At 48.9% G+C, this 12,030-nt stretch carries 15 protein-coding genes; 8 read left to right on the top strand and 7 right to left on the bottom strand.

Translation table 11 applies throughout. From position 1 onward, the window contains the following. Positions 1-71: 71 nt before the first annotated feature. On the bottom strand, positions 72-1,052 hold the full coding sequence (locus ACJHYR_RS04095) for a PilT/PilU family type 4a pilus ATPase (RefSeq protein WP_001309723.1): 981 nt from the start codon (positions 1,050-1,052) through the stop codon (positions 72-74). Between the two features lie 17 nt (positions 1,053-1,069). Between ACJHYR_RS04095 and yggS the strand changes: the two genes are divergently transcribed. The 8 genes from yggS (at position 1,070) to ACJHYR_RS04135 (ending at position 7,523) form a co-directional block, all read left to right on the top strand. After that, positions 1,070-1,774: a pyridoxal phosphate homeostasis protein gene (yggS, locus tag ACJHYR_RS04100; protein WP_000997806.1), complete on the top strand. Its 705-nt coding sequence runs from the start codon at positions 1,070-1,072 to the stop codon at positions 1,772-1,774. A 17-nt stretch (positions 1,775-1,791) separates the two neighbouring features. Beyond that, positions 1,792-2,358 carry an osmotic shock tolerance protein YggT gene (gene yggT / locus ACJHYR_RS04105; RefSeq protein ID WP_001094831.1) on the top strand — a complete coding sequence of 189 codons (567 nt, stop codon included), beginning with the start codon at positions 1,792-1,794 and terminating at the stop codon, positions 2,356-2,358. After that, positions 2,355-2,645 carry a DUF167 family protein YggU gene (gene yggU / locus ACJHYR_RS04110; RefSeq protein ID WP_001277222.1) on the top strand — a complete coding sequence of 97 codons (291 nt, stop codon included), beginning with the start codon at positions 2,355-2,357 and terminating at the stop codon, positions 2,643-2,645. The genes yggT and yggU overlap by 4 nt, the downstream gene beginning before the upstream one ends. Before the next feature lie 7 nt (positions 2,646-2,652). Then, positions 2,653-3,246, top strand: a complete 594-nt coding sequence (locus tag ACJHYR_RS04115) for an XTP/dITP diphosphatase (protein WP_001174754.1) — start codon at positions 2,653-2,655, stop codon at positions 3,244-3,246. After that, on the top strand, positions 3,239-4,375 hold the full coding sequence (gene hemW / locus ACJHYR_RS04120) for a radical SAM family heme chaperone HemW (protein ID WP_000239962.1): 1,137 nt from the start codon (positions 3,239-3,241) through the stop codon (positions 4,373-4,375). Before ACJHYR_RS04115 ends, hemW begins: the two co-directional genes overlap by 8 nt. 312 nt (positions 4,376-4,687) lie before the next feature. Next, positions 4,688-5,674, top strand: a complete 987-nt coding sequence (locus ACJHYR_RS04125; RefSeq protein WP_000784004.1) for a TRAP transporter substrate-binding protein — start codon at positions 4,688-4,690, stop codon at positions 5,672-5,674. Between the two features lie 44 nt (positions 5,675-5,718). Beyond that, positions 5,719-6,222: a TRAP transporter small permease gene (locus ACJHYR_RS04130; RefSeq protein ID WP_000577030.1), complete on the top strand. Its 504-nt coding sequence runs from the start codon at positions 5,719-5,721 to the stop codon at positions 6,220-6,222. Beyond that, positions 6,222-7,523, top strand: a complete 1,302-nt coding sequence (locus ACJHYR_RS04135) for a TRAP transporter large permease (protein WP_000378953.1) — start codon at positions 6,222-6,224, stop codon at positions 7,521-7,523. Before ACJHYR_RS04130 ends, ACJHYR_RS04135 begins: the two co-directional genes overlap by 1 nt. Positions 7,524-7,578: 55 nt before the next feature. Here ACJHYR_RS04135 and ACJHYR_RS04140 read toward each other — a convergent pair whose 3' ends face one another. From ACJHYR_RS04140 to trmB, 6 genes are all read right to left on the bottom strand, one after another. Then, on the bottom strand, positions 7,579-8,586 hold the full coding sequence (locus ACJHYR_RS04140) for a DUF1202 family protein (protein WP_059327653.1): 1,008 nt from the start codon (positions 8,584-8,586) through the stop codon (positions 7,579-7,581). A 116-nt stretch (positions 8,587-8,702) separates the two neighbouring features. Beyond that, positions 8,703-9,749, bottom strand: coding sequence for an L-asparaginase 2 (ansB, locus tag ACJHYR_RS04145; protein ID WP_001578959.1), 1,047 nt, complete (start codon positions 9,747-9,749; stop codon positions 8,703-8,705). A 175-nt stretch (positions 9,750-9,924) separates the two neighbouring features. Next, entirely contained in the window at positions 9,925-10,644 is a 720-nt protein-coding gene (locus ACJHYR_RS04150; protein ID WP_000984796.1) for a DUF2884 domain-containing protein, read from the bottom strand. A 20-nt stretch (positions 10,645-10,664) separates the two neighbouring features. Beyond that, a complete protein-coding gene (locus tag ACJHYR_RS04155) occupies positions 10,665-10,805 on the bottom strand; it encodes a hypothetical protein (protein WP_001296361.1) in 141 nt (46 codons plus the stop codon). A gap of 22 nt (positions 10,806-10,827) precedes the next feature. After that, entirely contained in the window at positions 10,828-11,154 is a 327-nt protein-coding gene (locus ACJHYR_RS04160) for a YggL family protein (protein WP_001107566.1), read from the bottom strand. Continuing rightward, entirely contained in the window at positions 11,154-11,873 is a 720-nt protein-coding gene (gene trmB, locus ACJHYR_RS04165) for a tRNA (guanosine(46)-N7)-methyltransferase TrmB (protein WP_000786911.1), read from the bottom strand. Before trmB ends, ACJHYR_RS04160 begins: the two co-directional genes overlap by 1 nt. Between the last annotated feature and the right edge of the window lie 157 nt (positions 11,874-12,030).

The raw sequence follows: 12,030 nt of genomic DNA on the forward strand, positions 1-12,030 counted from the left end.
TGACTACGTTTGTAGGCCTGATAAGCGTAGCGCATCAGGCATATTTACTAAACTAATCAATCACTTTAGCCTCACAAACGTCCTTCCCCTACCCGCTGCTGATAACTCTGCTGAAACGTTAACATCCCCACCTGCTGCCCGGTTTGAATAACATGCGGCAACTGGTGGGTTTTCCCTTCGCGAATCAAATTCCCCACCGCGGGAATGTTAATCAGCAATTCAAACAGCGCCACGCGTCCTTCCTGTTTATCCACTTCCAGCTTTTGTGACAACACCGCCCGTAAACTCCCTGCCAGTTGATTACGCACGGGATCTTTTTCCTGCGCCGGAAATGAATCCACCAGTCGCTCAACTGCCTGCGCTGCGCCGCGCGTGTGTAATGTCGCCAGCACCAGATGCCCGGTTTCTGCCGCCGTCAGCGCCAGACGGATTGTCTCGCTGTCACGCAGCTCTCCGAGCAAAATCACATCAGGATCTTCCCGCAACGCAGCCCGCAATCCCGATGCGAACGTCATACAGTGCAAACCAATTTCCCGCTGCTGGATCAAACATCGCTGGCTGGCATAGAGATATTCGACAGGATCTTCCAGCGTCAGAATATGCGCATCGGCATGTTGATTGAGATAGCCAACCATCGCCGCCAGCGTGGTAGATTTGCCGCTCCCCGTCGCCCCCGTCACCAGAATCACGCCATTCTCGCTCTTGAGTAATTCCGGCAATACCGGTGGCGCACCAAGCTGTTCGAGCTGTGGACAGTGCGAAGGTAACAACCGTAATGCCAGAGAAATACCTTGCCGTTGCGCGAACGCACTGCCACGCAACCGCTGGTTTTCCGCCAGCGACACAGCAAAATCCAGCTGACCATTCTCCAGCAATATTGCCCGCTGATCGTCATCCAGCCACTCCCGCAGTAGCTCTTCGACGTCCGGCGCATCAAACGGCGCAGCTTCCATTCGCCCGCGAATACGCCATCGTGCGGGCCAGGCGCTGCACAGGTGTAGATCCGAGACGTTATGCTTTACACTAAGGGCCACAATTTCTTCCATATTCATACTAAGATCCTCGGAAAATGAACGATATTGCGCATAACCTGGCACAGGTCCGGGACAAAATCTCAGCGGCTGCAACGCGTTGCGGCCGTTCTCCAGAAGAAATTACGCTGCTTGCAGTCAGTAAAACAAAACCTGCGAGCGCCATCGCACAAGCCATTGATGCCGGGCAGCGTCAATTTGGTGAAAACTACGTTCAGGAAGGGGTAGATAAAATTCGCCACTTTCAGGAACTGGGCGTAACAGGATTAGAATGGCATTTTATTGGCCCGTTGCAGTCTAATAAAAGCCGCCTGGTGGCAGAGCATTTCGACTGGTGTCATACCATCGACCGTTTGCGCATCGCTACCCGCCTGAACGACCAGCGCCCGGCAGAACTTCCCCCTCTTAACGTACTGATTCAAATTAACATTAGTGATGAAAACAGTAAGTCCGGGATTCAACTGGCTGAACTGGACGAGCTGGCAGCTGCGGTCGCTGAACTACCGCGTTTACGTCTGCGCGGGCTGATGGCAATCCCTGCGCCTGAGTCAGAATATGTAAGGCAGTTTGAAGTTGCACGCCAAATGGCTGTAGCATTTGCCGGACTGAAAACGCGCTACCCGCATATCGACACGCTCTCTCTGGGAATGTCGGACGATATGGAAGCCGCCATTGCGGCAGGTAGCACGATGGTTCGTATCGGCACTGCAATTTTTGGTGCGCGTGATTACTCTAAAAAATAAGGAATTAAAGGAACGCCATGAATACGTTGACTTTCCTGCTTTCAACGGTCATTGAGCTGTATACCATGGTGCTGTTATTACGCATCTGGATGCAGTGGGCTCATTGTGATTTTTACAACCCCTTCTCACAGTTTGTAGTGAAGGTAACGCAGCCGATTATCGGGCCACTGCGCCGCGTTATTCCGGCAATGGGACCCATTGATAGCGCCTCGCTGCTGGTTGCGTACATTCTCAGTTTCATTAAAGCCATCGTGCTGTTTAAAGTGGTGACCTTCCTGCCAATCATCTGGATTGCCGGTTTATTGATTCTGCTGAAAACCATCGGCCTGCTGATTTTCTGGGTCCTGCTGGTGATGGCGATTATGAGCTGGGTAAGCCAGGGTCGTAGCCCGATTGAATACGTGCTGATTCAGCTGGCCGATCCACTGCTGCGCCCGATTCGCCGCCTGCTACCGGCAATGGGTGGGATTGATTTCTCGCCGATGATCCTCGTTCTGCTGCTGTATGTCATCAATATGGGTGTCGCAGAAGTATTACAGGCAACCGGAAACATGCTGCTGCCGGGGCTGTGGATGGCGTTATGAGTGCCGTAACAGTTAATGATGACGGTCTGGTTTTACGGCTCTATATTCAGCCGAAAGCCAGCCGTGATTCTATTGTCGGTTTACATGGCGACGAGGTAAAAGTCGCCATAACCGCGCCGCCGGTTGACGGCCAGGCCAACAGCCATCTGGTGAAGTTTCTCGGTAAGCAATTCCGGGTTGCCAAAAGCCAGGTGGTGATTGAAAAAGGCGAACTTGGCCGCCACAAACAAATTAAAATCATTAATCCGCAACAAATCCCGCCAGAAATCGCGGCGTTAATTAATTAGGTATCCTATGCAAAAAGTTGTCCTCGCAACCGGCAATGCCGGTAAAGTGCGTGAGCTGGCGTCGCTGCTTAGCGACTTCGGTCTTGATATCGTGGCCCAAACAGACCTTGGCGTAGATTCCGCTGAAGAAACCGGCCTGACCTTTATCGAAAACGCGATTCTGAAAGCGCGCCATGCGGCAAAAGTGACCGGTTTACCGGCAATTGCCGACGACTCCGGTCTGGCGGTAGATGTGCTGGGTGGCGCGCCGGGTATTTACTCCGCGCGTTATTCCGGTGAAGACGCGACCGATCAAAAGAACCTGCAAAAACTGCTGGAAACAATGAAAGACGTACCGGACGACCAACGTCAGGCGCGTTTCCACTGCGTGCTGGTATATCTGCGTCACGCGGAAGATCCGACTCCGCTGGTGTGCCACGGTAGCTGGCCGGGCGTGATTACTCGTGAACCAGCGGGTACTGGTGGCTTTGGTTATGATCCAATTTTCTTCGTTCCTTCCGAAGGGAAAACCGCTGCCGAACTAACCCGCGAAGAAAAGAGCGCCATTTCCCACCGTGGTCAGGCATTGAAACTGCTGCTGGACGCTTTACGTAATGGTTAAATTACCGCCGCTGAGTCTCTACATTCACATCCCGTGGTGCGTGCAGAAATGCCCGTACTGCGATTTCAACTCTCACGCGTTGAAAGGAGAAGTGCCGCACGACGATTATGTTCAGCATCTGCTTAACGATCTGGACAACGATGTGGCTTACGCTCAGGGCCGTGAAGTGCAGACAATCTTTATTGGCGGTGGTACGCCGAGCCTGCTTTCCGGCCCGGCGATGCAAATGCTGCTGGACGGCGTACGTGCGCGTTTGCCGCTGGCAGCGGATGCAGAGATTACTATGGAAGCGAACCCTGGTACGGTTGAAGCCGATCGCTTTGTCGATTATCAGCGTGCTGGTGTGAACCGCATCTCTATTGGTGTGCAGAGTTTTAGCGAAGAAAAGCTGAAACGACTTGGGCGCATTCATGGCCCGCAAGAAGCGAAACGAGCTGCGAAGCTGGCGAGCGGTTTAGGGTTACGTAGCTTTAACCTTGATTTGATGCATGGGCTGCCGGATCAATCACTGGAAGAGGCGCTAGGCGATCTGCGCCAGGCTATTGAACTGAATCCGCCGCATCTTTCCTGGTATCAACTGACCATCGAACCTAATACGCTGTTTGGCTCTCGCCCGCCGGTGCTGCCGGACGACGATGCGTTGTGGGATATATTCGAACAGGGGCATCAGTTATTAACCGCAGCGGGCTATCAGCAGTATGAAACATCCGCTTACGCCAAACCAGGTTATCAGTGCCAGCACAATCTCAACTACTGGCGATTTGGCGACTACATCGGTATTGGCTGCGGCGCGCACGGCAAAGTCACCTTCCCGGATGGTCGCATTCTGCGTACCACCAAAACGCGTCATCCGCGTGGTTTTATGCAGGGAAGATATCTGGAAAGCCAGCGTGATGTCGAAGCTGCAGATAAACCGTTTGAGTTCTTTATGAATCGCTTCCGTCTGCTGGAAGCCGCGCCGCGCGTGGAGTTTAGCCAGTATACTGGCCTTTCTGAAGAAGTTATTCGCTCTCAGTTAGACGAGGCCATCGCTCAGGGTTATCTCACAGAATGTGCGGATTACTGGCAGATAACGGAACATGGTAAATTATTCTTAAACTCACTTCTTGAATTATTCCTCGCTGAGTAATCATTAATGCGCCTGCGGGCGCATTAATCACTTCTTTTACCCCCCGTTAATTAACTTCGGCAAAAATATATTTCTTACTGAATAAATATCGACGATATTTATTATATATATTTAGTGAATATTTACTCATCATTTATTGATTATAAACATGTACAACCTGGCGCACAAAATTAATATTTAATTTCTGACTTTATTTCAAGTTGTGATAAACATAGACAAGTTGTCAGACAGGTTAACCAATTTGTCGCACAAAGCACTGATAAGCACAATTAGATATCAACCAATTTCCATCCTTCAACAGGGAGTTTTTTTATGAAAATGAGGTCATTTACCCGCTCATTAGTCTGCGCATCCTTGCTGGCTCTGGTTAGCACTGGCGTAAACGCCGCAGAAAAAGTGACGTTAAAGTTAGCACACAACCTGGAAAGAAGTCATGTTGTACATCAGAGTTTTGAAGAGCTGGCGAAAGAGGTAAAACAGCTGTCAAAAGGTAATATGGTGATCCGTATTTATCCCAGCAGCCAGATGGGTAATGCGCGAGAAACTATGGAGTTGTTGCAAAATGGTGCACTGGATATGACCAAAGGTTCCGCCAGTGATCTGGAGTCTTTTGATAATATTTATGCTATCTATAATTTGCCGTTCTTATTTAAAGATCAGGCGCACTTCAACAAAGTGGTTTTTGGTGAAGTTGGTAAAGAAATTATGGATTCAACAAAAGATAAAGGCTTTTTTGCTTTATCAGCTTATGTAGCGGGTACTCGCAGTTTCTATGCGAAAAAACCGATTACTAAGCCAGAAGATCTTAAAGGGCTGAAAATTCGTGTTCAGCCAAGCCCGACCACCATCAAAATGATTGAACTGATGGGTGGCTCACCCACTCCAATTTCATTTGGCGAAGTTTATACTGCGATGCAGCAAGGTGTAGTAGATGGCGCAGAAAATAACGTGCCTTCCTGGGTGCAGACTCGACATATCGAAATTGCCAAAGTCTTTTCTGAAGATGAACATGCCTCAATTCCTGACTTTTTGGTTATCTCCACCAAAACATGGAATAAATTAACCCCAGAACAGCAACAAATCCTCGAAACAGCGGCGAAGAAATCCGAAGCTTATCAACAAAAATTGTGGGAAAAAATTGACGCTGACACACGTGCTCAGGCGAAAGCTATGGGTGGTGAAATCGTTAAGGTTGATAAAGCCCCATTCCGTGCCGCAGTTCAACCTCTGTTTGACGACTTCAAAAAAGATCCAAAACAAGCTGCTTTGTTAGAGAAATTCGACAACGCTGCTCAATAATATTTCGGGCCAGTCTCTGGCCCTGATTTTCCAGGATGCTTACAATGATATTTAACCGCCTGAAACTTGCGGTAGACCGCGTCATTGCCGCGTTTTCTGTCGCCGTAATGCTTGCTCTGGTTGTATGCGTAGTCTGGCAAGTATTTAGCCGCTACGTACTTAACCAGCCAAGTACATTAACCGATGAGCTGGCACGCTTTTTGATGATCTGGGTAGGATTATTAGGTGCTGCATATACCGTCGGCGCGCAGCGACATCTCTCTATCGATTTATTTGCTCTCGCCCTGAATAAGCGCAAGAAATTACTTCTTAGTATAGTCATTAACGTTCTTATTTTAGGTTTTGCCGGTTCGGTCATTGTGACTGGTGGCCTGAAATTAATTGATAAAACGCTGGCAACATCACAAGTATCTGCCGCTATGCAAATACCGATGGGATACGTATATATCATTCTGCCATTAAGTGGAGTGGTGATGATGTTTTATGCCTTGTGTTTTATTAATCAAAGCATTCAACAACTGAAACAACCTGCGCAGGAGGCCAGTTAATGGATAGTTATATCGCGCTTACACTATTTGGCTGTTTTTTTGTGCTGGTCTTTATTGGTGTGCCCATTTCGTTCTCAATCGGTATTGCGACTGTAGCTTCAATGCTGTTGATGTTTCCCTGGGATATCGCGGCAATCACTGTTTCGCAACGATTGGCTAATGGACTGGATAACTTTGCCCTGTTGGCAATCCCCTTTTTCATCTTTGCCGGAACGCTGATGAACAGCGGCGGTATTGCGATACGTTTGATTAACCTCGCCCAGGTAATGGTTGGCCGCGTTCCTGGTTCGCTTGGTCATGTGAACGTCCTGGCGAATATGATGTTTGGTTCCATTTCTGGTTCAGCCGTTGCGGCAGCTGCTGCCGTTGGTGGCACACTGAATCCCATTCAGACCAAAGAAGGTTATGATCCGGCATTTTCTACCGCTGTAAACGTCTCATCTTGTATTACTGGATTACTGATACCGCCCTCAAACGTGTTAATTGTGTTTTCCCTGACAGCTGGCGGCGTTTCTGTAGCATCGCTATTTATGGCGGGATATTTGCCAGGGATCTTAATGGGTCTCGCGGTAATGATAGTCTGCGGCATTATTGCTAAACGCCGTGGCTACCCACTTTCAGAAAGAGCAACCTTTGCTCAAGCATGTAAAGCGTTTCTGGATGCCTTACCAAGTTTGCTTCTGGTGTTCATTGTAATGGGCGGCATTCTGGGCGGCATTTTTACCGCAACTGAAGCGTCAGCAATTGCCGTTGTCTACACATTTATTCTCTCGGTGCTGATTTACCGGGAAGTAAAATGGCGCGATTTACCCAAACTGATTCTGGAATCGGTTGTTACCACTTCGATTGTATTACTGTTGATCGGTTTTTCCGTGGGCATGTCCTGGGCAATGACTAATGCTGATATTCCTTATATGATCAGCGACGCGTTGATGGGGATTTCTGATAACCCACTGATCATATTGCTGCTGATTAATATCGTCTTATTAATTGTCGGCATCTTTATGGACATGACACCGGCTGTACTAATCTTCACACCAATCTTCTTGCCGATTGCACAAGAGCTGGGAATGGATCCGGTACATTTCGGTATTATGATGGTGGCTAACCTTTGTATTGGGCTGTTAACACCGCCGGTGGGTAGTGCGCTATTTGTTGGTTGTTCTATTTCAGGTGTGAAGATTCAACATTTGATCAAACCATTGCTGCCATTTTATGCCGCATTGTTAATCGCGTTGATGATGATCACTTACATCCCGCAAATATCCTTGTTCATTCCACAGCTACTAGGGCTAATGTAAAAAATAATTTGCCGGATAACTTTTTATATTATCCGGCAAAGGCACTTAACATGAGTTACTTAATCACCCCATTGCGCCGCAGTTGTTCGGTATCTTTTTTCCAGCGTTCATTAGCCTGATTGATATCGTCAATTTTCATCAAAATAGCGACTTTTTTACTGTTTATTTCTGAAACTTTCATCGTTAACGGATATTGCCCTTTTTCGAGCGTTATCCAGTCATCCTGCAATTTACGGCTAAGTTTTTGTGATTGCAGAAAAGTCTGTCGCCGTTGTTCGTTGATATCGAAATCTCGCTTCTGCTGAATCGGCACTTCATAACACTCTTCACTCTGTTTATGACATGCCGCAATCGCCGGTTGATAAACCTCTTTGTCATATTTAACCGCGAACGCCTCGCTATCATTCTGTTTAATAAACTCATCACGCTGTTGGTGAATTTTTTTAAAGGCGTCTTCGCGGGTCATTTGCTTACCGTTTGCATCTTTTCCCCAATATGCATCCGCTGCTTTCTGCGCCGCCACCATTTGCTTATCAAGCGCTTTCACTTCCTTTTTCAGCGCAGGAATCGAGTTCTTCTGGTTATTCAACGCAGACTCAAGCTGACTAAAGCGATAATTGAAATCTTCGCTATTCACGATCAGATATTTATTATTCGTTTTGATATCGTCGACCACCCGCCCACGATCGCTGGCTGCCGCCTGAAAAGAGTAAAAGTTCACCGACCAGCCAGACGCGGGCGTTCCTTTACTGGTTAACATTGCCGAGAATTTTACCGGTTTATCTTTCGTCCAGGTCTGTTCGAGCAGTTCGTAATCTGCCAACTGACCGACCCAGGTATAGAGATCGTCACTGGAAGAGACATCGCCTTCCGCTGACCAGGTGGCCTGATTACCCTTAGCATCAAGATTTTTTAAGGTGATGGCATCAAGCTTGAGAATGCCGTGATACTGCTTTTTGAATTGATCTTTTAAGATATTTTCAGTTGGCGGTTCGCCATCTGCCCAGACATTACCAGTCATCAACATAAGCAGCGCCGTGCCAACAATCCATTGCTTTTTCACCCGAAAACCCTCTAGCGGAATAATTTACTGCGGTGATTATCATTAGGGTAATGAAAATTGGCAATGGACGTAAGTCTGAAGTGAAAAAGCCCCGGCACGTTACCGGGGCGAGGTGATTAGTACTGATTGAAGATCTGCTGGATTTGCTGCGGATCTTTGGTTTGCGTCAGAGCCAGTTGCAGCAGAACGCGCGCTTTTTGCGGGTTCAGCGTGCCAGAGGCGACGAAGCCGTATTTCGCATCATCCACTTCGGCATCCTGAGTGGTAGCGCCCGTCGGTACGCGGGAAGAACGCACTACTGCAGTGCCGTTTTTCGCGGCGGTTGCAAGGGTGTCGAACACGGATTTATACAGGTTACCATTACCCACACCAGCGCTAACGATGCCATCATAGCCCGCATCTACCAGTGCTTTAGCCGGAAGATCGGATGCGTTAGCGTAGTTATAAACGATGCCGACTTTCGGCAGCTCATTCAGCTTAGAGATATCGAACGGCGTATCGCTGGTGTGCTTACGTGCCGGGGTACGTTGGTAGTCAATCTTACCGTTGTGAATGTATCCCAGAGGACCGTAGTTAACAGACTTGAAGGTCGCTACGTCGGTGGTATTGGTTTTGGTGACATCGCGACCGTCCAGTACGGTGTCGTTCATTACCACCAGCACGCCACGATTAGCGGAGGCTTTATCAGCTGCGGTCACTACCGCGTTATACAGGTTGAATGGACCGTCTGCGCTCATGGACGTGGACGGGCGCATTGCGCCGACCATCACCACCGGTTTGTCGCATTTCACCGTCAGGTCGAGGAAGTAAGCGGTTTCTTCCATCGTGTCGGTACCGTGGGTAATGACGAAGCCGTCGGTTTTATCGCAGTCGGTGTTAATTTTTTTCGCCAGTGTCAGCCAGACATTATCGTTCATGTCCTGGGAGCCGATATTCACTACCTGCTCGCCTTTAACGTTCGCAATGTCCTTCAGTTGCGGCACCGCATTAACCAGATTTTCTACGCCAACTTTACCCGCTGTGTAGTTAGATTTGGTTGCGGAGTCACCACCACCGGCAATGGTCCCGCCGGTTGCTAAAATGGTGATATTGGGTAATGCCAATGCTGCACCACTAAAACCCATAACCAGTGCGGCAAGTGCCGTCTTTTTGAAAAACTCCATTTCATTCCTCCAGTTACGTGAACGCTACGCATTATCCCTTAGCTTTGTATGGGAAATTTGACGTTAAACAATTTACAACGTGAATATATTTTGGAGATCTACAAAGTTAGAGGCAGGTAACAAAACGAAGAATTAAACGGCATAAAAAAGTATTATGCCGTCTTAAAATAGAGGATTATTTTAAATTCCCGACCAGGGCTTTGCGACTATCTTCCAGAGTCACAACGCGGCTACAAACATCTTTGCCAAACTGTTGGAAATCTTTTTCCTGCTTTTTCCATTCGGTTTGGATTGAGGATTGCAGACCGCCCAGGCTTCCCAGCACATTCTGTAATGGATTACCGCCGCTTTTCAGCACCGCTTTCGCGCCCATTTCATTAATGCTGTCCTGTAAAATTCCGCCCATTGCCTGATTCACTAATTGCTGGCCTTCGGCGCGAACCTGATCAATGGCTTTATAGTGGAACGTCAGGCCATCGCTGCGCGTTTCGATAATGCGGTTCATCTGCTCTTTCAGCTGCGCATCAAGTTTGGTCAGACGGCTGCGCATTTTGCTGCTTTCGCCCATCTCCTGAACGATAATTTTATCCAGCGCAATACGGGCTTTTTCGACGCGGCTTTTCGCGCCTTCATCAATCCACGGCAGGGTGCTACGCAGTTCAGCCTGATAATCCTTCGCCTGCTCGCGCTGGGCGGCATTCAGGGAATATTGCTTACCGTTATACATCACGTTGCCGTCTGGCGTGATCACCAGATTGCCGTTTTCGCCCTTCACCTGCACGGTTTGCGGGCTGACAATCACATCGTCACGCGGCGTGACGCTGCACTGGTAGTCGGCGTGAGCGGTCATTGCCGTCACTGAAAGTGCTGCCGCCAGCAGCATTTTGCGCATCATAGTCTTCCCTCAAGAACAAATCAGGCCAGCATTTGCTGGCCCCAGATTGATAACAAAGTACATGTCATCCATGCCGGATGCGGCGTAAACGCCTTATCCGGCCTACTCGATTGTGCATCTTTCCAGGCCTGATAAGCGTAGCGCATCAGGCAGTTTTGCATTTGTCATCGCCCGTATGCTTTCTTAGTCCCACCAAACGTCGAAAAGTTCGCTGGTGCGTACCTCGCCCAGTTTGCGCTCTTCCAGCCACTTACGCACAATCGCCTGATGTTCTTCGGTGCATTTGCCGATTTCCTGCATGCAGATCAGACCTTCCCAGGCCAGATAACCGCTGCCGTCAAAGGCCAGTTTGTTCGGTTCGATAACCTCGTTAATAAAGTCATCAACGGTTTTATCAATCTGTTCTTCCGATGTACCTTCCGGGAATCGCCATGCCACCGAAAATCCTAATTCCTGGAATTCGTCGATGTGCATTTTTTTACGCAGACGACGGCTACGGTTCTTTGCCATTATTTCACCCTCTCGAACATTAAGTCCCATACTCCGTGACCAAGACGATGACCACGTTGTTCAAATTTCGTCACCGGACGTGATGCCGGACGCGGTACGTAATCATTGCTCTCTGACAGGTTTTTATAACCGTCAATAGAAGACATCACTTCAAGCATATGTTCCGCATAAGGTTCCCAGTCGGTCGCCATATGGAATACGCCCCCCAGTTGCAGTTTGCTTTTTACCAGTTCGGCAAACGGCACCTGAACGATACGGCGTTTATTATGGCGCGCTTTGTGCCACGGGTCAGGGAAAAAGAGCTGCACCATGCGCAATGAATTGTCAGGAATCATTTTATGCAGCACTTCAACCGCATCGTGACACATCACGCGCAGGTTGCTTAAGCCCTCTTCATGCGCAGAAGCCAGGCACGCACCAACGCCCGGTGAATGCACTTCAATGCCGAGGAAGTCCTGCTCGGGGCGATCTTTAGCCATTGCCACCAGCGACGCCCCCATGCCGAAACCAATCTCAAGCGTCACCGGCGCTTCACGGCCAAAAAGCGCAGGGAAATCCAGCATATCTTCGCTGAACTCAACGCCCATCACCGGCCAGTAGTTTTCCAGCGCATGTTCCTGGCCTTTGGTCAGTCGCCCCTGGCGGCGCACAAAACTACGGATACGGCGCAGTGGGCGGCCGTTTTCATCAAATTCCGGTGAGATGACGTCGTTTTTCATAAAGATTTAGTCGCTTGTGAAAGTGTTCTGAAAACGGGCATTATCCAAAGTTAGTTGCCGGATGCAAGCATGATAAGGCCGTGGCTGCGGAAAGTTCCGGTTTACACCCTGCCGTCGCTGTGCTGCAATCTTGCCCCCAACAACAGTGAATTCGGTG

The organism is Escherichia sp. WS1450, from assembly GCF_046487395.1.
GTDB classification, from domain to species: Bacteria; Pseudomonadota; Gammaproteobacteria; order Enterobacterales; family Enterobacteriaceae; genus Escherichia; species Escherichia coli.